The organism is Martelella alba (genome assembly GCF_005217455.1).
Taxonomy (GTDB): Bacteria; Pseudomonadota; Gammaproteobacteria; order Enterobacterales; family Enterobacteriaceae; genus Acerihabitans.
The window spans coordinates 15,024-31,972 of record NZ_SZPQ01000048.1 but is presented as its reverse complement, the minus strand read 5'-3'; the positions used below and the strand labels follow the sequence as shown (position 1 = coordinate 31,972).

Below are 16,949 nucleotides of genomic sequence, written 5' to 3'. Positions count from 1 at the left end.
AAGATGAAAGTCAATCTGATCGCGCCGATTGCGATGGATGACGGCTTGCGTTTCGCTATCCGTGAAGGCGGCCGTACGGTCGGCGCCGGCGTGGTTGCCAAGGTTCTTTCCTAAGTTTTCCCCTGACAGGGTAAAAAAAAGGGCGCTCCGGCGCCCTTTTTATTGGGGTTTGTCATGCTATCCGGTCAAAGGGTTTTTTTTACCTCCCGACGCGTAAAAACTAACCTGATAAAAAGGCAGGACTTTACAAAATAATCTTGATTCACCTATTGTAATGACAAGCGTTCTCATTTAGATTGACCGCAATTGGTTTAGACGTGTTCAGAGAAGCGAGATAATGTACATCTGCATATGTAATGCCGTGAGCGATCAGACCATTCGGAGTGCGGTAAGACGCTATCAGCCCGTGTCCATCCAGGATCTGAAAAAGGTTGTTCCGGTTGGCACCAAATGCGGCAAATGTCTTTGTAAAGTCAGCGTTATCATGGAGGACGAACTGCAATCCCTTTTGCATTATGAAAAAATTGCTTAATTAGTAGGGTTATTGCCTTGATTTACTCTGTTCCGGTTATATTCTGTACATAACCGCAATGGAGGACTGTGCTATGAAAGGTGATGCCCAAGTAATCAACCATCTCAATAAACTGCTCGGTAACGAGCTGGTTGCCATCAATCAGTATTTCCTGCATGCCCGGATGTTCAAAAACTGGGGCTTGATGCGTCTTAACGATATCGAATACCACGAATCCATCGATGAAATGAAACACGCCGACCATTATATCGAGCGTATACTCTTCCTCGAAGGTTTGCCCAATCTTCAGGATCTCGGCGCGCTGAACATCGGCCAGGATGTGGATGAAATGTTACGCTCTGATCTGAACTTGGAATTGCAGGGCGCGCAGGACCTGCGCGACGGTATTGCTTATGCCGATTCGGTTCATGATTATGTCACCCGCGATATGCTTATCGAAATTTTGACGGACGAGGAAGAGCATATCGATTTTCTCGAAACCGAACTGGATCTGATTACCCGTATCGGCATCCAAAACTATCTGCAATCGCAGATCAAGGATGACGGAAACGGGGAGTAATCGCCGTCCCGTCATGGATCTCGCCAGTTCGCCAACGCTTGCGCCTTGTCCCGCATAACGTAAAATGCCCCATGGGCGTAGCGCTTTTGATTCCATCAGTTCGTCAACGCCGCGCTACGAACTGATGTATTCCAGCCAACCGGCCAGCGCCAGGCAGGGACCGAAAGGGATTTTGCCGTGGGTTCGGCCGGCTAGCGCATAGACGGCCAGGCCGAACAACGCCGCTTCGCAGCAGACCAGCGACAGGGGCCGCCAACCCAGCCAGGCGCCCAGGGCCGCCAGCAATTTGCCGTCGCCTCCGCCCATTCCCCGGTAGCCGCGCCAGCGGAGAAACCCGGCATTCAATAGAGCCATAACCGCGCCGCCGGCCGCCGCCCCGATCATTCCCTCCGTCACCGCCGGTACGCCATCCGGAAGACGAAACGCCAGTCCGCATAACAGGCATGGGCCGGTCAGCTTATCGGGCAACAGCAATAGATGATAGTCAATCCAACTAAGCGTACTCAGGAACCAGCCCAACAGCAGGGCGGCGGGCCACTGGCAGGGCGGTAGCCCGTCGATGAACGACGGGATCGGTAAAAACAGCAGCGCACAGCTTATCTCACAGTCATAAACCCGTGGAACCGTCCGAATGCCTCCCGCCGGCGACCGAAACAGCGGTTGCGGTCCGCTTACGGCGGATTCGACCGGCATTGCCGCCAGAATGCGCCGGCTTAGATGGCCCATCAATAGACCGTACAACATGAAACAGGCATTCAATAGGGCTTCAATCACCGAAAAAGTCACCGGACCTCCTTTCCCCACATCGCAACGCGGCGGCGAAAGATAAGCATGCCGGGAAACGGCATTACCGCCAAATTCTTTGCCGGAAAGGGGAATCGGCTTCGCTTATAGACACATGCCGCTTGCTTCCTGAGCGAATTTGCGTATAATGCGCGGGCTTATCTCTTATAAGTAGGAAATAAGCCGGCTCAAGGTATTACGATAAATTGAGCTTGCGCGGGCTTCGTGTGCCGTCTGGTCCGTGATTCCGGGGTAACCCGGGTATCTGGCGGCGCGCGCGGAAACACAGAAATGTGCCCCCCGCAGACAACATCCCCGATTTGGGGATAACACTGAACGATTACACTCCCCCGTCAATCGAAATGGGTGCGAGGAGTAATTTTTTACGTTTATAAATCATTGGAGCTCTGGTCTCATGCAGAACCAAAGAATCCGTATCCGTTTGAAAGCGTTTGATCATCGTTTGATCGATCAATCAACCGCGGAAATCGTCGAGACTGCTAAACGTACCGGTGCTCAGGTACGCGGTCCGATCCCGCTGCCGACCCGTAAAGAGCGCTTTACCGTACTGATCTCCCCCCACGTCAATAAAGACGCGCGCGATCAGTACGAGATTCGTACTCATAAGCGTCTGGTCGACATCGTTGAGCCAACCGAAAAAACCGTTGATGCTCTGATGCGTCTGGATCTGGCTGCCGGTGTTGATGTGCAGATCAGCCTGGGTTAATCAGGTCGCCAAACGATTGAGAGGTTGAAACAATGAAGGGTTTAATCGGTCGTAAAGTGGGCATGACTCGCATCTTCACTGAAGACGGCGTTTCCATCCCGGTAACCGTTATTGAAGTTGAAGCAAACCGTGTTACCCAGGTCAAGGATCTGGATAGCGACGGATACCGCGCCATTCAGGTCACCACCGGCACCAAAAAAGTCAATCGCGTGACCAAGCCCGAAGCCGGACATTTCGCGAAGGCGGGTGTCGAAGCGGGCCGCGGTCTGTGGGAATTCCGCATTGAAGAGGGCGAGGAAGTCGCCGTCGGCCAAAGCGTGACCGTTGAGTTGTTCGCCGACGTCAAGAAAGTCGACGTTACCGGCACGTCCAAAGGCAAAGGCTACGCAGGCACCACCAAGCGCTGGAATTTCCGCACCCAAGACGCTACCCACGGCAACTCTTTGTCCCATCGCGGCCATGGCTCCATCGGTCAGAACCAGACTCCGGGCAAAGTATTCAAGGGTAAAAAGATGGCGGGGCAGCTTGGCAATGAACGCGTTACCGTTCAGAGCCTGGATGTAGTGCGTGTTGACGTCGAGCGCAATCTGCTGCTGGTCAAAGGCGCCGTCCCGGGAGCCACCGGCGGCGATCTGATCGTCAAACCGGCTGTCAAGGCGTAACGTCGAGGAGATAGGAATGGAATTGGTATTGAAAGACGCGCAAAGCGCGCTGACTGTTTCCGAAACTACCTTCGGGCGTGACTTCAATGAAGCGCTGGTACACCAGGTCGTCGTCGCTTACGCGGCAGGTGCCCGTCAGGGAACCCGCGCTCAGAAGACCCGTGCCGAAGTGACTGGTTCCGGTAAAAAACCGTGGCGGCAGAAAGGCACCGGCCGCGCCCGCTCCGGTAGCATCAAAAGCCCGATCTGGCGTTCCGGCGGCGTCACCTTCGCCGCCAAGCCGCAGGACCATAGCCAGAAGGTGAACAAAAAAATGTATCGCGGGGCGCTGAAAAGCATCCTGTCCGAGCTGGTTCGCCAAGAACGTCTGATCGTTGTCGAAGCGTTTTCCGTTGAAGCGCCGAAAACCAAGCTGCTGGCCCAGAAGTTGAAGGACATGGCGCTGGAAGACGTGCTGATCGTCACCGGAGAACTCGATGAAAACCTGTTCCTGGCCGCGCGCAACCTGTACAAGGTTGATGTCCGCGATGCCGCAGGCATCGATCCGGTCAGCCTGATCGCCTTCGACAAAGTCGTGATGACGGCCGATGCCGTCAAGCAAGTTGAGGAGATGCTGGCATGATTCGTGAAGAACGTCTGCTGAAAGTATTGCGCGCGCCGCACGTTTCTGAAAAAGCGTCCGCTGCGATGGAAAAACACCACACCATCGTACTCAAGGTTGCTTTGGCAGCGACCAAGGCGGAAATCAAGGCTGCCGTGCATAAACTGTTTGAAGTCGAAGTCACTGATGTTCGCACCCTGGTCGTTAAAGGGAAAGTGAAACGTCACGGACAACGTATCGGTCGTCGCAGCGACTGGAAAAAAGCTTACGTGACCCTGAAAGAAGGCCAGAACATGGACTTCATCGGCGGCGCAGAGTAAGTCGGAGGAGAAGAACAATGGCAATTGTTAAATGTAAACCGACATCGCCGGGTCGTCGTCACGTCGTTAAAGTGGTCAACCCTGAACTGCACAAGGGTAAGCCTTTCGGCCCGCTGGTTGAAAAACTCTCCAAAACCGGTGGACGCAACAACAACGGCCGTATTACCACGCGCCATATCGGCGGCGGTCACAAGCAGGCTTATCGTCTCGTCGACTTCAAGCGCAACAAGGATGGCATTCCGGCCACTGTTGAACGTCTGGAATATGATCCGAACCGTTCCGCCAATATCGCGCTGGTGCTGTACAAAGACGGCGAACGCCGCTATGTGCTGGCGCCGAAGGGTCTTAAGGCGGGCGATCAGATCCAGTCCGGCATCGACGCGGCCATCAAGGTCGGCAATACGTTGCCGATGCGTAACATCCCGGTGGGCTCCACGGTTCACAATGTGGAAATGAAACCGGGTAAGGGCGGCCAGTTGGCGCGTTCCGCTGGCGCTTATGTACAGATTGTCGCTCGTGACGGCGCGTATGTCACGCTGCGTCTTCGCTCCGGCGAAATGCGCAAAATCGAGTCTGAGTGCCGCGCGACCATTGGTGAAGTGGGTAACGCTGAACACATGCTGCGCGTCCTGGGTAAAGCCGGCGCCACCCGTTGGCGCGGTGTCCGTCCGACCGTTCGCGGTACGGCGATGAACCCGGTGGATCACCCGCACGGTGGTGGTGAAGGCCGCAACTTTGGTAAGCATCCGGTCAGCCCCTGGGGCCTGCAAACCAAAGGTAAGAAGACTCGCAGTAATAAGCGTACCGATAAATTCATCGTACGTCGCCGTAGTAAATAATCATAGAGGATAAACCATGCCACGTTCTCTCAAGAAAGGTCCGTTTATCGACCTGCACTTGCTGAAGAAGGTAGAGAAAGCGGTGGAAAGCGGTGACAAGAAGCCTATTCGCACTTGGTCCCGTCGTTCAACGATCTTTCCAACAATGATCGGTTTGACCATCGCTGTCCATAATGGTCGTCAGCACGTACCGGTGTTTGTTTCCGATGAAATGGTCGGTCACAAACTGGGTGAATTTGCGCCGACGCGGACTTATCGCGGCCATGCGGCCGATAAAAAGGCCAAGAAGCGCTAAGGTAGGAGGAAGAGATGGAAACTACTGCTCAACATCGCCACGCTCGTTCTTCTGCTCAGAAGGTTCGCCTGGTGGCTGACCTGATTCGCGGTAAGAAGGTGTCGCAAGCTCTGGATATTCTGACCTATACCAACAAGAAAGCCGCTGGTTTGGTCAAAAAGGTCCTGGAGTCTGCCATTGCTAACGCTGAACACAACGATGGCGCAGATATCGATGATCTGAAAGTCGCGAAAATTTTCGTCGACGCGGGCCCCAGCATGAAGCGCATTATGCCGCGTGCCAAAGGTCGGGCGGATCGCATCCTGAAGCGCACCAGCCACATTACTGTGGTTGTGTCCGATCGCTGAGACTCTGGAGACTAGCAATGGGTCAGAAAGTACATCCTAATGGTATTCGCCTGGGTATTGTCAAACCTTGGAACTCTACCTGGTACGCGAATACGAAAGAATTCGCTGACAACCTGGACAGCGATTTTAAAGTTCGCCAATTCCTGACCAAGGAACTGGCCAAGGCTTCCGTTTCTCGCATCGTCATTGAGCGTCCGGCGAAAAGCATCCGTGTGACCATTCACACCGCTCGTCCGGGCATCGTGATCGGCAAGAAAGGCGAAGACGTGGAAAAACTGCGTAAGGTCGTGGCGGATATCGCCGGCGTACCGGCGCAAATCAATATCGCCGAAATCCGGAAACCGGAACTGGACGCGAAACTGGTGGCCGACAGCATTTCTTCGCAGCTGGAGCGTCGCGTGATGTTCCGCCGCGCCATGAAACGCGCCGTGCAAAACGCCATGCGTCTGGGCGCCAAGGGGATCAAAGTTGAAGTCAGCGGCCGTCTGGGCGGTGCTGAAATCGCCCGTACCGAATGGTATCGCGAAGGTCGCGTGCCGTTGCACACCCTGCGGGCGGACATTGACTACAACATCTCCGAAGCGCACACCACTTATGGTGTCATCGGCGTAAAAGTGTGGATCTTCAAAGGTGAGATTCTGGGTGGTATGGCTGCCGTTGAACAACCGGAAAAACCGGCTGCGCAACCTAAAAAGCAGCAGCGTAAAGGCCGCAAGTAAGGAGAGTCGCTGATGTTACAACCAAAGCGTACAAAATTCCGCAAGATGCATAAAGGCCGTAACCGCGGCCTGGCGGCGGGTACGGATGTCAGCTTCGGTACTTTCGGTCTGAAAGCTGTCGGCCGTGGTCGTCTGACCGCCCGTCAAATCGAAGCTGCGCGCCGCGCCATGACGCGTGCCGTTAAGCGTCAGGGTAAAATCTGGATTCGTATTTTCCCAGACAAGCCCATTACCGAAAAACCCCTGGAAGTGCGTATGGGTAAAGGTAAAGGTAACGTTGAATATTGGGTTGCCCTGATTCAGCCGGGCAAAGTCCTGTATGAAATGGATGGTGTTCCGGAAGAAGTTGCCCGCGAAGCATTTCAGCTGGCAGCAGCGAAACTGCCGATCAAAACCACCTTTGTAACTAAGACGGTGATGTAATGAAAGCACAAGAGCTGCGTGAAAAAAGCGTTGAAGAATTGAACGCCGAGCTGCTGAACCTGTTGCGCGAGCAGTTCAATCTGCGGATGCAGGCGTCAAGCGGCCAATTGCAACAGACTCATCTGTTGTTGCAAGTCCGTCGCAATGTCGCGCGAGTAAAAACTGTATTGACTGAGAAGGCGGGTGCGAAATGACCGACAAGATCCGTACTCTGCAAGGTCGTGTAGTCAGCGACAAGATGGAAAAATCCATCGTCGTTGCCATTGAGCGTTTCGTGAAACACCCGATCTACGGCAAGTTCATCAAGCGTACGACCAAGTTGCACGTACACGACGAGAGCAATGAAAGCGCCATCGGCGATATCGTGGAAATTCGGGAATGCCGCCCGATCTCCAAGACCAAGTCGTGGACGCTTGTCCGCGTTGTAGAGAAAGCGATTCTGTAATACAGTAAGCGCCCTCAACTCCAATAAACGGCTCAATGCACGAGCCGTTTATTTTTTCTACCCATACGACATACGCGGTGTTATAATACTGCGCCCTGTATTATGGGGTTTTTTTAACGACCTGAAACCAGGTCCTTAAGTTGTAGTTGACATTAGCGGAGCACTAAGATGATCCAAGAACAGACTATGCTGGACGTGGCCGACAACTCCGGCGCGCGTAGCGTAATGTGTATCAAGGTTCTAGGTGGCTCGCACCGTCGCTACGCAAGCGTCGGCGACATCATCAAAATTACCATCAAGGAAGCGATTCCCCGTGGCAAGGTGAAAAAAGGTGATGTGCTGAAGGCGGTAGTGGTGCGCACCAAGAAAGGCGTCCGTCGTCCTGACGGTTCTGTCGTTCGCTTCGATGGCAATGCCTGCGTGTTGTTGAACAACAACAGCGAGCAGCCCATCGGCACGCGTATTTTTGGGCCGGTGACTCGTGAACTGCGTACCGAAAAGTTCATGAAAATCATCTCTTTGGCGCCAGAAGTACTTTAAGGAGCGATCATGGCAGCGAAAATCCGTCGTGATGACGAAGTTATCGTGCTGACCGGTAAAGACAAAGGTAAGCGCGGTAAGGTAAAAAATGTCCTGTCCTCTGGCAAGGCAATCGTTGAAGGCATCAATCTGGTCAAGAAGCATCAAAAACCAGTACCGGCCATGAACCAGCCGGGCGGCATCGTTGAAAAGGAAGCGGCTATCCAGCTTTCCAACCTTGCTATCTTCAACAGTGCGGCCAACAAGGCGGACCGTGTGGGCTTTAAGATTGAAGACGGCAAAAAAGTCCGTATCTTCAAATCCAACGGCGAAATCATTAAGTAATTTGGAGTAGTACGATGGCGAAACTGCATGATTACTACAAAGACGAAGTAGTCGGAAAGTTAATGAAAGAATTCGGCTATCATTCTGTCATGCAAGTCCCTCGGGTCGAGAAGATCACCCTGAACATGGGTGTCGGTGAAGCGATTGCCGATAAGAAATTGCTGGATAATGCTGCCAACGATTTAGCGGCAATTTCCGGTCAAAAACCGCTTATCACCAAAGCACGCAAATCCGTTGCAGGCTTCAAAATCCGTCAGGGCTATCCGATCGGCTGTAAAGTGACCCTGCGTGGCGAGCGCATGTGGGAATTCTTTGAGCGCCTGATCTCTATCGCTGTACCGCGTATCCGCGACTTCCGCGGCTTGCCCACCAAGTCATTTGACGGGCGCGGCAACTACAGCATGGGTGTGCGTGAGCAGATCATCTTTCCGGAAATCGATTACGATAAAGTCGATCGCGTTCGTGGTTTGGATATCACCATTACCACCTCTGCGAAGTCCGATGATGAAGGCCGCGCGCTTCTGGACGCCTTCAACTTCCCATTCCGTAAGTAAGGCAGGGTTCTAATGGCTAAGCAATCCATGAAAGCACGTGAAGTCAAGCGTGTTGATTTAGCTAATAAATTCTACGCGAAACGCGCTGAACTTAAATCCGTCATCTCAAGCGTGAATTCTACCGACGAAGAACGTTGGGATGCGGTTCTCAAGCTGCAGACTCTGCCGCGTGATTCCAGCCCGTCCCGTCAGCGTAACCGCTGCCGTCAAACCGGTCGTCCGCATGCTTTCCTGCGGAAATTCGGGTTGAGCCGTATCAAGGTCCGTGAAGCCGCCATGCGCGGTGAAATTCCGGGTCTGAGAAAGGCTAGCTGGTAATTGTCACCAATTGAATCACGGGAGTAAAGACAGATGAGCATGCAAGATCCGATCGCGGATATGCTGACCCGTATCCGCAACGGTCAAACCGCGAACAAGACCGCGGTCTCCATGCCTTCCTCCAAGCTTAAAGTGGCAATCGCCCATTTGCTGAAAGAAGAAGGCTTTATTGAAGACTATAAAGTTGAAGGTGATGCCAAACCGACGCTTGAACTGGCGCTGAAGTATTTCCAGGGCAAGCCGGTGGTAGAAATCATTGAGCGTATCAGCCGCCCCGGTTTGCGTATCTACAAGAAAAAAGACGCGCTGCCGAAAGTCATGGCCGGTCTGGGTATCGCGGTGGTTTCCACCTCCAAAGGTATCATGTCTGATCGTGCTGCCCGCCAGGCTGGCCTGGGTGGCGAGATTATCTGCTACGTAGCGTAATCCGGAGGAAAACATGTCTCGTGTTGCAAAAGCACATGTCGTCGTTCCTGCCGGCGTAGAGGTAAAACTCAACGGTCAGGAAATTTCGATCAAAGGTAAAAACGGCGAGCTGAGTCGTACCGTCCACGACGCTGTTCATGTCAACTATGCAGATAACAACCTGACCTTTTTGCCCCGCGAAGGCGAAGCCAACGGTTGGGCTCTGGCGGGGACCACCCGTGCATTGTTGCAGTCGATGGTTGTCGGTGTTACCGAAGGCTTCACCAAGAAGCTGCAGCTGGTAGGCGTAGGTTATCGTGCCGCGGTGAAGGGAAATGTCGTGAATATGGCCCTGGGCTATTCTCACCCCATTGACCATGTTTTGCCGGCAGGCATCACCGCTGAGTGTCCGAGCCAGACCGAAATCGTGCTTAAAGGCGCTGATAAACAGGTGGTTGGACAGGTCGCGGCTGATTTACGCGCCTATCGTCGTCCTGAGCCTTACAAAGGCAAGGGTGTCCGTTACGCCGACGAAGTCGTGCGTACCAAAGAGGCTAAGAAGAAGTAAGGTAACACTATGGATAAGAAAGCAGCTCGTATCCGTCGTGCGACCCGCGCACGCCGCAAGCTACATGAACTGGGCGCTACCCGCCTGGTGATTCATCGTACCCCGCGCCATATTTACGCGCAGGTAATCGCTCCGAACGGCGCCGAGGTTCTGGTGGCCGCTTCCACGGTGGAGAAATCCATCGCCGAGCAGTTAAAGTACACCGGCAACAAAGACGCCGCGTCGGCCATTGGCAAAGCCATCGCTGAACGGGCGCTGGAAAAAGGCATCACCGCTGTGGCCTTTGACCGTTCCGGGTTCCAGTATCATGGTCGTGTCCAGGCACTGGCAGACGCTGCCCGTGAAGCTGGCCTTCAGTTCTAAGGTAGAGGTGTAAGATGGCACACATCGAAAAACAAGCTGGCGAACTGCAGGAAAAGCTGATCGCGGTAAATCGCGTATCCAAGACCGTGAAAGGCGGCCGTATCTTCAGTTTCACCGCGCTGACCGTCGTCGGCGATGGTAACGGCCGCGTGGGTTTTGGTTACGGTAAAGCTCGCGAAGTTCCGGCAGCGATCCAGAAAGCGATGGAAAAAGCCCGTCGCAATATGTTGAATGTCGCGCTGAACAGCGGCACCCTGCAGCACCCCATCAAGGGCGCGCATACGGGGTCCCGTGTGTTTATGCAGCCGGCTTCCGAAGGTACCGGTATTATCGCCGGCGGTGCAATGCGCGCCGTTTTGGAAGTCGCAGGGGTTCACAACGTGTTGGCGAAAGCCTACGGTTCCACCAACCCGATCAATGTGGTTCGTGCTACCATCGATGCTTTGTCCAACATGAAGTCTCCTGAAATGGTCGCTGCCAAGCGTGGTAAATCCGTCGAAGAAATTCTGGGGTAAACGACCATGGCACAGACTATCAAAATCACTCAGACTCGCAGTTCCATCGGTCGTCTGCCGAAACACAAGGCAACTTTGACCGGCCTGGGCCTGCGTCGTATTGGTCACACCGTTGAACGCGAGGATACCCCCGCCGTTCGCGGTATGGTCAATTTGGTTTCCTACATGGTCAAAGTTGAGGAGTAAGAGATGCGCTTGAATACTCTGTCTCCGGCTGAAGGTTCCAAGCACGCGCCTAAACGCGTCGGCCGCGGCATCGGTTCCGGTCTGGGTAAAACCGGCGGACGCGGTGTCAAAGGTCAGAAATCCCGTTCGGGCGGCGGCGTGCGCCGCGGTTTCGAAGGCGGCCAGATGCCGTTGTATCGCCGCTTGCCGAAGTTCGGCTTCACTTCGCGCAAAGCCGCGGTAACGGCGGAAATCCGCCTGTCCGAGCTGGCCAAGGTGGAAGGCGAGGTTATCGATCTGAACGCGTTGAAGGCTGCCAACCTCATCGGCATCCAGATTGAATCCGCGAAAGTCATGCTTTCCGGCGAAATCACTCGCGCTGTTACTTTGCGCGGCCTGCGCGTCACCAAAGGCGCCCGGGCAGCAATCGAAGCCGCCGGCGGTAAAATTGAGGAATAAGTAGCAGATGGCCAAACAACCAGGATTAGATTTTCAAAGCGCTAAAGGCGGGATAGGCGAGTTAAGACGCAGGCTTCTGTTTGTGGTCGGCGCTCTGATTGTCTTCCGTATCGGCTCTTTTATTCCGATTCCTGGTATCGATGCCGCTGTGCTTGCTAAATTGCTCGAGCAGCAAAGAGGCACCATCATTGAAATGTTCAACATGTTCTCTGGTGGTGCGCTCAGCCGTGCCTCAATCTTTGCCCTGGGGATCATGCCGTATATCTCGGCATCGATCATTATCCAGTTGCTGACGGTCGTTCACCCGGCGTTGGCGGAGATTAAAAAAGAGGGTGAGGCTGGCCGCCGTAAAATCAGCCAGTACACCCGCTATGGCACGTTGGTGCTTGGCATATTCCAATCGATCGGTATTGCAACCGGTTTGCCGAATATGCCGGGTATGCAGGGCCTGGTGTACAATCCGGGGGTCGCTTTTTACTTTACCGCCGTGATAAGCCTGGTTACCGGGACAATGTTCCTGATGTGGCTGGGTGAACAGATAACCGAGCGGGGTATCGGCAACGGTATCTCAATCATTATCTTCGCCGGTATCGTAGCGGGCCTTCCGCCGGCCATCGGCCATACCATCGAGCAAGCTCGGCAAGGCGATATGCACTTCCTCGTGTTGTTGTTGATTGTGGCGCTCGTATTTGCCGTGACGTATTTCGTGGTTTTCGTCGAACGTGGCCAACGCCGGATCGTCGTCAACTACGCAAAACGCCAGCAAGGCCGCCGTGTATACGCGGCCCAGAGTACGCATTTGCCGTTGAAGGTGAATATGTCCGGCGTTATACCGGCCATCTTCGCTTCCAGCATTATCCTCTTTCCGGCCACTATCGCATCGTGGTTCGGGGGGGGGACGGGCTGGGGTTGGTTAACGGCGATTTCGCTGTATTTGCAACCGGGTCAACCGCTCTATGTGTTACTCTATGCATCTGCAATCATATTCTTCTGTTTCTTTTACACGGCGCTGGTGTTCAACCCGCGTGAAACAGCGGATAACCTGAAGAAGTCCGGTGCATTCGTACCAGGCATTCGTCCGGGAGAGCAAACGGCCAAGTATATCGATAAAGTAATGACCCGCCTGACGCTGGTCGGCGCGCTCTATATTACGTTTATCTGTCTTATCCCGGAGTTCATGCGTGACGCGATGAAAGTTCCCTTCTATTTCGGGGGGACATCCTTGTTGATCGTTGTTGTGGTCATCATGGACTTTATGGCTCAAGTGCAGACTCTGATGATGTCAAGTCAATATGAGTCCGCTTTGAAGAAGGCCAACTTGAAAGGCTATAACCGCTGAATCGGGTTGGTTTGAGAAGTTACGGAGAGGAAAAATGAAAGTTCGTGCTTCCGTCAAGAAGTTGTGTCGTAACTGCAAAGTTGTCAAACGCCATGGCGTAGTTCGCGTAATTTGCAGCGAGCCTAAGCATAAACAGCGCCAAGGTTGAAAGTTGCGACATTTTTTTCTTGCAAAGTTGGGTTGAGCTGGCTAGATTAGCCAGCCAATCTTTTGTTATATCAACACGACACTGTTTGAGTATCCTGAAAACGGGCTTTTCAGAATGGTGTTGTTGTTTACTTTTCTAGGAGTGCATAGTGGCCCGTATAGCAGGCATTAACATTCCTGATCATAAACATGCCGTGATCGCCTTAACCGCTATCTACGGTATCGGTAAAACCCGTTCGCAATCCATTTGTGAAAGTACGGGTATTGCCGAACATGTTAAGATCAGTGAGCTATCTGAAGAGCAGCTTGACAAGCTGCGCGACGCCGTGGCGAAGTTTGCCGTCGAAGGCGATTTGCGCCGCGAAGTCACCCTGAGTATCAAGCGTCTGATGGACCTTGGTACCTATCGTGGTTTGCGCCATCGTCGTGGTCTGCCGGTTCGCGGTCAGCGCACCAAGACTAACGCCCGTACCCGTAAGGGTCCGCGCAAACCGATCAAGAAATAATCGGGGTGATTAAATAATGGCTAAGGCACCTATTCGTGCACGCAAGCGCGTCAAAAAGCAGGTTTCAGATGGCGTGGCTCATATCCATGCGTCTTTCAACAACACCATCGTCACCATTACCGATCGTCAGGGTAATGCGTTGGGTTGGGCAACATCCGGTGGTTCCGGTTTCCGCGGTTCTCGCAAGTCCACTCCGTTTGCCGCGCAGGTTGCGGCGGAACGCTGCGCCGAAGCAGTCAAAGAGTATGGCATCAAGAATCTGGAAGTTATGGTTAAAGGACCTGGTCCGGGCCGTGAGTCTACCGTTCGCGCGTTGAACGCGGCTGGTTTCCGCATCACTAACATTACTGATGTGACTCCGATCCCCCATAACGGTTGTCGTCCGCCTAAAAAGCGTCGCGTATAACGCCGCTTCCAGGTTAGTTGGAGAAAGAAAATGGCAAGATATTTGGGTCCCAAGCTCAAGCTAAGCCGTCGCGAGGGTACCGACCTCTTCCTGAAATCCGGTGTTCGCGCGATCGATACCAAAGGCAAAATTGAGCAACCCCCGGGACAGCATGGCGCACGTAAGCCCCGTCTGTCCGATTACGGGGTACAGTTGCGTGAAAAACAGAAAGTTCGCCGCATTTATGGCATTCTGGAACGTCAATTCCGTAACTATTACAAAGAAGCAGCGCGTCTTAAAGGCAATACCGGTGAGAACCTGTTGCAGTTGCTGGAAGGCCGTCTGGATAACGTCGTCTACCGGATGGGTTTCGGCGCCACTCGCGCCGAATCGCGCCAGTTGGTCAGCCACAAGGCTATCATGGTAAACGGCCGTATCGTCAACATCGCTTCTTACCAGGTTAGTCCGAATGATGTTGTCAGCATCCGTGAAAAAGCGAAGAAGCAGGCTCGCGTTCGCGCCTCATTGGAACTGGCTGAACAGCGTGAAAAGCCGACCTGGCTTGAGGTCGACGCTGCTAAGATGGAAGGGGTGTTCAAACGCATTCCGGAACGTACCGATCTGTCTGCGGACATCAACGAACACCTGATAGTCGAGCTTTACTCCAAGTAAAGCTTAGCACCAAAGAGAGGACACAATGCAGGGTTCTGTGACAGAGTTTCTAAAACCGCGCCTGGTTGATATCGAGCAAGTCAGTTCGACGCACGCCAAGGTGACCCTTGAACCTTTAGAGCGTGGCTTCGGCCATACCCTAGGTAACGCACTGCGCCGTATTCTGCTTTCATCAATGCCGGGTTGCGCGGTGACCGAGGTTGAGATTGATGGTGTACTGCACGAGTACAGCACCAAAGAAGGTGTACAGGAAGACATCCTGGAGATTCTGCTCAACCTGAAAGGGCTGGCGGTGAGAGTTCAAGGCAAGGATGACGTCATCCTCACTTTGAATAAATCTGGCATTGGCCCTGTAACCGCAGCCGACATCACCCATGACGGCGATGTCGAAATCGTCAAGCCGCAGCACGTGCTTTGCCACCTGACCGATGAGAACGCCGCAATCAGCATGCGTATCAAGGTTCAGCGGGGGCGTGGTTATGTGCCGGCTTCTGCCCGAATTCATTCGGAAGAAGATGAGCGACCAATAGGCCGTTTACTGGTTGACGCGTGCTATAGCCCCGTAGAGCGAATCGCCTACAACGTGGAAGCCGCGCGCGTCGAACAACGTACCGATTTGGATAAGCTGGTCATCGAAATGGAAACCAACGGCACGATCGATCCTGAAGAGGCGATCCGCCGTGCGGCGACCATTCTGGCTGAACAACTTGAAGCTTTCGTTGATTTACGTGACGTACGTCAGCCGGAAGTTAAAGAAGAAAAACCGGAATTCGATCCGATCCTGCTGCGCCCGGTTGACGATCTGGAATTGACTGTCCGCTCTGCTAACTGCCTCAAGGCAGAAGCCATCCACTACATCGGTGATCTGGTACAACGCACCGAGGTTGAGTTGCTCAAAACCCCCAACCTGGGTAAAAAATCTCTTACCGAGATCAAAGACGTTTTGGCTTCCCGTGGGTTGTCTTTGGGTATGCGCCTTGAGAACTGGCCCCCGGCGAGTATCGCTGATGAATAACCCGATCACAGGGTAAGGTTTTACTGAGAAGGATAAGGTCATGCGCCATCGTAAGAGTGGTCGTCAACTGAACCGTAACAGCAGCCATCGCCAGGCTATGTTCCGTAATATGGCCGGCTCTTTGGTTCGTCATGAGATCATCAAGACGACCCTGCCGAAAGCGAAAGAGCTGCGTCGTGTTGTCGAACCGCTGATTACACTTGCCAAGACCGACAGCGTTGCAAATCGTCGTCTGGCATTCGCCCGTACTCGTGACAACGAAATCGTGGCAAAACTGTTTAACGAGCTTGGACCGCGTTTCGCGAGCCGCGCCGGTGGTTACACCCGTATTCTGAAGTGTGGCTTCCGCGCCGGCGACAACGCGCCGATGGCTTACATCGAACTGCTGGATCGCGCGGCAGAATCTCAAGCTCCGGCTGAAGCGGTTACCGAGTAATTTTAATCGCCAGTCTGCAAAACCCGGCACATGCCGGGTTTTTTATTGGCGCTTATCATATTGGCGGCAACAGCGTATGCTTGTTGGGTCTTTTCTGTTCGGGAGCGATGTCATCATGGGTATGGTGGATGAATGGGCGGAGCGGCATATACAGCAAGCACAACAGAACGGCGATTTCGATGATCTTCCCGGTTATGGCAAACCCTTGCAACTGGACGACGACAGCGCGGTGCCTGAGGATCTCAGGGCGGGTTACCGACTTTTGAAAAACGCCGGCTATCTGCCGCAGGAATTGCAGGATCGCAAAGACGCCCTGCAATTGGCGGATATGTTGCGCAGCCTGGATAGAGATTCTGGTGTCTATGCCGAAACGAGCAGTCGGTTTCGTCTGTTGGAATTGAAATTGCGTCAGGCGGGCGTGAACACCGAATTCCTTTATCATGATTATCAACAGCGCCTTGAGCGGCATTTTGCCGCCTCCGGAAAAGGCCAGTAAGGCGGCCGGACGGGCCAGCGCCGACATTCACCGCAGCGGGTTGGCATCGGTTACGCCGGGGCCATGCTATTACCGTGGGCAAAGTCAAAAACTGTGCTATACTATCGCGCGTTAACTAATGGCTATACTTTAAATACGTCGAGTTGCATCGCGGCCAACAAAGAAGCAACGTGAGGTATGACGAGTATCTTTATTTCAGACAACTCTCCGAGGTCAACATGGCAAGCAAATATCGTCACACCAAGGGCATCATCCAAGACAACGCCCTTGCCGCGTTGTTACATGATCCGCTATTCCGGCAACGTTGCGAGAAAAACCATAAAGGGAAGGGAAGCTACAACCGCAAAGGCAAAAAAGTATCGGCCCACGATTGGGAGGGCAGTGGCAAAAGCATACATCGTGGTTTTGCCACTGCCCTCCGTCATGGCAACCTTGAAATTCACGCCTCTTTCTGATTGAAAGCAAACTGCCCCGCCGCATTCCGTTTACG

At 53.5% G+C, this 16,949-nt stretch carries 34 protein-coding genes; 33 read left to right on the top strand and 1 reads right to left on the bottom strand.

Annotated elements, in window-relative coordinates; all coding sequences use genetic code 11:
• The 3 genes from FCN80_RS22320 to bfr form a co-directional block, all read left to right on the top strand.
• The coding region (locus FCN80_RS22320; RefSeq protein ID WP_170975494.1) for an EF-Tu C-terminal domain-related protein at positions 1-114 on the top strand (114 nt) is incomplete at its 5' end.
• Positions 115-337: 223 nt separating this feature from the next.
• Positions 338-532, top strand: a complete 195-nt coding sequence (gene bfd / locus FCN80_RS27285) for a bacterioferritin-associated ferredoxin (RefSeq protein ID WP_136992548.1) — start codon at positions 338-340, stop codon at positions 530-532.
• Between the two features lie 73 nt (positions 533-605).
• Positions 606-1,091, top strand: a complete 486-nt coding sequence (bfr, locus tag FCN80_RS22310; protein WP_136992547.1) for a bacterioferritin — start codon at positions 606-608, stop codon at positions 1,089-1,091.
• A gap of 114 nt (positions 1,092-1,205) precedes the next feature.
• Here bfr and FCN80_RS22305 read toward each other — a convergent pair whose 3' ends face one another.
• Complete coding sequence (locus tag FCN80_RS22305; protein WP_136992546.1) at positions 1,206-1,877, bottom strand: prepilin peptidase; 672 nt, start codon at positions 1,875-1,877, stop codon at positions 1,206-1,208.
• Positions 1,878-2,289: 412 nt separating this feature from the next.
• Here FCN80_RS22305 and rpsJ point away from each other — a divergent pair, with 412 nt between their 5' ends.
• The 30 genes from rpsJ to FCN80_RS22155 all read left to right on the top strand — a co-directional run bounded on the left by rpsJ (position 2,290) and on the right by FCN80_RS22155 (position 16,914).
• A complete protein-coding gene (gene rpsJ / locus FCN80_RS22300; RefSeq protein WP_001181005.1) occupies positions 2,290-2,601 on the top strand; it encodes a 30S ribosomal protein S10 in 312 nt (103 codons plus the stop codon).
• A 32-nt stretch (positions 2,602-2,633) separates the two neighbouring features.
• Positions 2,634-3,263 carry a 50S ribosomal protein L3 gene (gene rplC / locus FCN80_RS22295; protein ID WP_136992545.1) on the top strand — a complete coding sequence of 210 codons (630 nt, stop codon included), beginning with the start codon at positions 2,634-2,636 and terminating at the stop codon, positions 3,261-3,263.
• 16 nt (positions 3,264-3,279) lie between these two features.
• Complete coding sequence (gene rplD / locus FCN80_RS22290) at positions 3,280-3,885, top strand: 50S ribosomal protein L4 (protein WP_136992544.1); 606 nt, start codon at positions 3,280-3,282, stop codon at positions 3,883-3,885.
• On the top strand, positions 3,882-4,184 hold the full coding sequence (rplW, locus tag FCN80_RS22285) for a 50S ribosomal protein L23 (RefSeq protein WP_136992543.1): 303 nt from the start codon (positions 3,882-3,884) through the stop codon (positions 4,182-4,184). The genes rplD and rplW overlap by 4 nt, the downstream gene beginning before the upstream one ends.
• A 17-nt stretch (positions 4,185-4,201) precedes the next feature.
• On the top strand, positions 4,202-5,023 hold the full coding sequence (gene rplB / locus FCN80_RS22280; protein WP_136992542.1) for a 50S ribosomal protein L2: 822 nt from the start codon (positions 4,202-4,204) through the stop codon (positions 5,021-5,023).
• A gap of 16 nt (positions 5,024-5,039) precedes the next feature.
• On the top strand, positions 5,040-5,318 hold the full coding sequence (rpsS, locus tag FCN80_RS22275; RefSeq protein ID WP_136992541.1) for a 30S ribosomal protein S19: 279 nt from the start codon (positions 5,040-5,042) through the stop codon (positions 5,316-5,318).
• A 14-nt stretch (positions 5,319-5,332) separates the two neighbouring features.
• Entirely contained in the window at positions 5,333-5,665 is a 333-nt protein-coding gene (gene rplV, locus FCN80_RS22270; protein ID WP_136992540.1) for a 50S ribosomal protein L22, read from the top strand.
• A 17-nt stretch (positions 5,666-5,682) separates the two neighbouring features.
• Positions 5,683-6,384 (top strand): 30S ribosomal protein S3, encoded by a 702-nt coding sequence (gene rpsC / locus FCN80_RS22265; RefSeq protein WP_136992539.1) that lies wholly within the window; start codon positions 5,683-5,685, stop codon positions 6,382-6,384.
• Between the two features lie 12 nt (positions 6,385-6,396).
• Complete coding sequence (rplP, locus tag FCN80_RS22260) at positions 6,397-6,807, top strand: 50S ribosomal protein L16 (RefSeq protein ID WP_136992538.1); 411 nt, start codon at positions 6,397-6,399, stop codon at positions 6,805-6,807.
• On the top strand, positions 6,807-7,001 hold the full coding sequence (gene rpmC / locus FCN80_RS22255) for a 50S ribosomal protein L29 (RefSeq protein ID WP_136992537.1): 195 nt from the start codon (positions 6,807-6,809) through the stop codon (positions 6,999-7,001). The genes rplP and rpmC overlap by 1 nt, the downstream gene beginning before the upstream one ends.
• Positions 6,998-7,252 (top strand): 30S ribosomal protein S17, encoded by a 255-nt coding sequence (gene rpsQ / locus FCN80_RS22250; protein ID WP_136992536.1) that lies wholly within the window; start codon positions 6,998-7,000, stop codon positions 7,250-7,252. Before rpmC ends, rpsQ begins: the two co-directional genes overlap by 4 nt.
• 168 nt (positions 7,253-7,420) lie before the next feature.
• Positions 7,421-7,792: a 50S ribosomal protein L14 gene (gene rplN / locus FCN80_RS22245; RefSeq protein WP_136992535.1), complete on the top strand. Its 372-nt coding sequence runs from the start codon at positions 7,421-7,423 to the stop codon at positions 7,790-7,792.
• A gap of 9 nt (positions 7,793-7,801) precedes the next feature.
• Positions 7,802-8,116 (top strand): 50S ribosomal protein L24, encoded by a 315-nt coding sequence (gene rplX, locus FCN80_RS22240; RefSeq protein ID WP_136992534.1) that lies wholly within the window; start codon positions 7,802-7,804, stop codon positions 8,114-8,116.
• Positions 8,117-8,130: 14 nt separating this feature from the next.
• Complete coding sequence (rplE, locus tag FCN80_RS22235) at positions 8,131-8,670, top strand: 50S ribosomal protein L5 (RefSeq protein ID WP_136992533.1); 540 nt, start codon at positions 8,131-8,133, stop codon at positions 8,668-8,670.
• Between the two features lie 12 nt (positions 8,671-8,682).
• Entirely contained in the window at positions 8,683-8,988 is a 306-nt protein-coding gene (gene rpsN, locus FCN80_RS22230; protein WP_136992532.1) for a 30S ribosomal protein S14, read from the top strand.
• A gap of 33 nt (positions 8,989-9,021) precedes the next feature.
• Complete coding sequence (gene rpsH / locus FCN80_RS22225) at positions 9,022-9,414, top strand: 30S ribosomal protein S8 (protein WP_136992531.1); 393 nt, start codon at positions 9,022-9,024, stop codon at positions 9,412-9,414.
• A gap of 13 nt (positions 9,415-9,427) precedes the next feature.
• The gene (gene rplF / locus FCN80_RS22220) at positions 9,428-9,961 is read left to right on the top strand and encodes a 50S ribosomal protein L6 (protein WP_136992530.1); all 534 of its coding nucleotides are present in this window, start codon (positions 9,428-9,430) and stop codon (positions 9,959-9,961) included.
• Positions 9,962-9,970: 9 nt separating this feature from the next.
• Positions 9,971-10,324 carry a 50S ribosomal protein L18 gene (rplR, locus tag FCN80_RS22215; protein ID WP_136992529.1) on the top strand — a complete coding sequence of 118 codons (354 nt, stop codon included), beginning with the start codon at positions 9,971-9,973 and terminating at the stop codon, positions 10,322-10,324.
• A gap of 14 nt (positions 10,325-10,338) precedes the next feature.
• Positions 10,339-10,839 carry a 30S ribosomal protein S5 gene (gene rpsE, locus FCN80_RS22210; RefSeq protein WP_136992528.1) on the top strand — a complete coding sequence of 167 codons (501 nt, stop codon included), beginning with the start codon at positions 10,339-10,341 and terminating at the stop codon, positions 10,837-10,839.
• 6 nt (positions 10,840-10,845) lie between these two features.
• A complete protein-coding gene (gene rpmD / locus FCN80_RS22205; protein ID WP_136992527.1) occupies positions 10,846-11,025 on the top strand; it encodes a 50S ribosomal protein L30 in 180 nt (59 codons plus the stop codon).
• 3 nt (positions 11,026-11,028) lie between these two features.
• Positions 11,029-11,463, top strand: coding sequence for a 50S ribosomal protein L15 (rplO, locus tag FCN80_RS22200; RefSeq protein ID WP_136992526.1), 435 nt, complete (start codon positions 11,029-11,031; stop codon positions 11,461-11,463).
• 7 nt (positions 11,464-11,470) lie between these two features.
• The gene (gene secY / locus FCN80_RS22195) at positions 11,471-12,802 is read left to right on the top strand and encodes a preprotein translocase subunit SecY (protein WP_136992525.1); all 1,332 of its coding nucleotides are present in this window, start codon (positions 11,471-11,473) and stop codon (positions 12,800-12,802) included.
• 34 nt (positions 12,803-12,836) lie between these two features.
• The gene (gene rpmJ / locus FCN80_RS22190) at positions 12,837-12,950 is read left to right on the top strand and encodes a 50S ribosomal protein L36 (protein ID WP_136992524.1); all 114 of its coding nucleotides are present in this window, start codon (positions 12,837-12,839) and stop codon (positions 12,948-12,950) included.
• Between the two features lie 148 nt (positions 12,951-13,098).
• Positions 13,099-13,455, top strand: coding sequence for a 30S ribosomal protein S13 (rpsM, locus tag FCN80_RS22185; protein WP_136992523.1), 357 nt, complete (start codon positions 13,099-13,101; stop codon positions 13,453-13,455).
• Positions 13,456-13,471: 16 nt separating this feature from the next.
• A complete protein-coding gene (gene rpsK / locus FCN80_RS22180) occupies positions 13,472-13,861 on the top strand; it encodes a 30S ribosomal protein S11 (protein ID WP_136992522.1) in 390 nt (129 codons plus the stop codon).
• A gap of 30 nt (positions 13,862-13,891) precedes the next feature.
• The gene (gene rpsD / locus FCN80_RS22175; RefSeq protein WP_136992521.1) at positions 13,892-14,512 is read left to right on the top strand and encodes a 30S ribosomal protein S4; all 621 of its coding nucleotides are present in this window, start codon (positions 13,892-13,894) and stop codon (positions 14,510-14,512) included.
• Positions 14,513-14,537: 25 nt separating this feature from the next.
• Positions 14,538-15,527, top strand: coding sequence for a DNA-directed RNA polymerase subunit alpha (locus FCN80_RS22170; protein WP_074012278.1), 990 nt, complete (start codon positions 14,538-14,540; stop codon positions 15,525-15,527).
• A 40-nt stretch (positions 15,528-15,567) separates the two neighbouring features.
• Positions 15,568-15,963, top strand: coding sequence for a 50S ribosomal protein L17 (gene rplQ / locus FCN80_RS22165; protein WP_136992520.1), 396 nt, complete (start codon positions 15,568-15,570; stop codon positions 15,961-15,963).
• A gap of 76 nt (positions 15,964-16,039) precedes the next feature.
• Positions 16,040-16,459, top strand: a complete 420-nt coding sequence (locus tag FCN80_RS22160) for a DnaJ family domain-containing protein (protein WP_230492866.1) — start codon at positions 16,040-16,042, stop codon at positions 16,457-16,459.
• A gap of 218 nt (positions 16,460-16,677) precedes the next feature.
• Positions 16,678-16,914, top strand: a complete 237-nt coding sequence (locus FCN80_RS22155) for an alternative ribosome-rescue factor A (RefSeq protein WP_136992551.1) — start codon at positions 16,678-16,680, stop codon at positions 16,912-16,914.
• Positions 16,915-16,949: the final 35 nt, after the last annotated feature.

Coding starts and splice junctions, on each gene's coding strand:
- rpmD (WP_136992527.1), top strand. CDS start 10,846: ATGGCACAGACTATCAAAATCACTCAGACTCGCAGTTCCATCGGTCGT.
- rplP (WP_136992538.1), top strand. CDS start 6,397: ATGTTACAACCAAAGCGTACAAAATTCCGCAAGATGCATAAAGGCCGT.
- rpmC (WP_136992537.1), top strand. CDS start 6,807: ATGAAAGCACAAGAGCTGCGTGAAAAAAGCGTTGAAGAATTGAACGCC.
- rplN (WP_136992535.1), top strand. CDS start 7,421: ATGATCCAAGAACAGACTATGCTGGACGTGGCCGACAACTCCGGCGCG.
- rpsC (WP_136992539.1), top strand. CDS start 5,683: ATGGGTCAGAAAGTACATCCTAATGGTATTCGCCTGGGTATTGTCAAA.
- rpsS (WP_136992541.1), top strand. CDS start 5,040: ATGCCACGTTCTCTCAAGAAAGGTCCGTTTATCGACCTGCACTTGCTG.
- rplQ (WP_136992520.1), top strand. CDS start 15,568: ATGCGCCATCGTAAGAGTGGTCGTCAACTGAACCGTAACAGCAGCCAT.
- FCN80_RS22155 (WP_136992551.1), top strand. CDS start 16,678: ATGGCAAGCAAATATCGTCACACCAAGGGCATCATCCAAGACAACGCC.
- FCN80_RS22170 (WP_074012278.1), top strand. CDS start 14,538: ATGCAGGGTTCTGTGACAGAGTTTCTAAAACCGCGCCTGGTTGATATC.
- bfd (WP_136992548.1), top strand. CDS start 338: ATGTACATCTGCATATGTAATGCCGTGAGCGATCAGACCATTCGGAGT.
- rplW (WP_136992543.1), top strand. CDS start 3,882: ATGATTCGTGAAGAACGTCTGCTGAAAGTATTGCGCGCGCCGCACGTT.
- bfr (WP_136992547.1), top strand. CDS start 606: ATGAAAGGTGATGCCCAAGTAATCAACCATCTCAATAAACTGCTCGGT.
- rplO (WP_136992526.1), top strand. CDS start 11,029: ATGCGCTTGAATACTCTGTCTCCGGCTGAAGGTTCCAAGCACGCGCCT.
- secY (WP_136992525.1), top strand. CDS start 11,471: ATGGCCAAACAACCAGGATTAGATTTTCAAAGCGCTAAAGGCGGGATA.
- rplR (WP_136992529.1), top strand. CDS start 9,971: ATGGATAAGAAAGCAGCTCGTATCCGTCGTGCGACCCGCGCACGCCGC.
- FCN80_RS22160 (WP_230492866.1), top strand. CDS start 16,040: ATGCTTGTTGGGTCTTTTCTGTTCGGGAGCGATGTCATCATGGGTATG.
- rpsK (WP_136992522.1), top strand. CDS start 13,472: ATGGCTAAGGCACCTATTCGTGCACGCAAGCGCGTCAAAAAGCAGGTT.
- rplX (WP_136992534.1), top strand. CDS start 7,802: ATGGCAGCGAAAATCCGTCGTGATGACGAAGTTATCGTGCTGACCGGT.
- rpmJ (WP_136992524.1), top strand. CDS start 12,837: ATGAAAGTTCGTGCTTCCGTCAAGAAGTTGTGTCGTAACTGCAAAGTT.
- rpsQ (WP_136992536.1), top strand. CDS start 6,998: ATGACCGACAAGATCCGTACTCTGCAAGGTCGTGTAGTCAGCGACAAG.
- rpsD (WP_136992521.1), top strand. CDS start 13,892: ATGGCAAGATATTTGGGTCCCAAGCTCAAGCTAAGCCGTCGCGAGGGT.
- rplV (WP_136992540.1), top strand. CDS start 5,333: ATGGAAACTACTGCTCAACATCGCCACGCTCGTTCTTCTGCTCAGAAG.
- rpsH (WP_136992531.1), top strand. CDS start 9,022: ATGAGCATGCAAGATCCGATCGCGGATATGCTGACCCGTATCCGCAAC.
- rplD (WP_136992544.1), top strand. CDS start 3,280: ATGGAATTGGTATTGAAAGACGCGCAAAGCGCGCTGACTGTTTCCGAA.
- rpsN (WP_136992532.1), top strand. CDS start 8,683: ATGGCTAAGCAATCCATGAAAGCACGTGAAGTCAAGCGTGTTGATTTA.
- rplE (WP_136992533.1), top strand. CDS start 8,131: ATGGCGAAACTGCATGATTACTACAAAGACGAAGTAGTCGGAAAGTTA.
- rplB (WP_136992542.1), top strand. CDS start 4,202: ATGGCAATTGTTAAATGTAAACCGACATCGCCGGGTCGTCGTCACGTC.
- rplC (WP_136992545.1), top strand. CDS start 2,634: ATGAAGGGTTTAATCGGTCGTAAAGTGGGCATGACTCGCATCTTCACT.
- rpsE (WP_136992528.1), top strand. CDS start 10,339: ATGGCACACATCGAAAAACAAGCTGGCGAACTGCAGGAAAAGCTGATC.
- rpsJ (WP_001181005.1), top strand. CDS start 2,290: ATGCAGAACCAAAGAATCCGTATCCGTTTGAAAGCGTTTGATCATCGT.
- rplF (WP_136992530.1), top strand. CDS start 9,428: ATGTCTCGTGTTGCAAAAGCACATGTCGTCGTTCCTGCCGGCGTAGAG.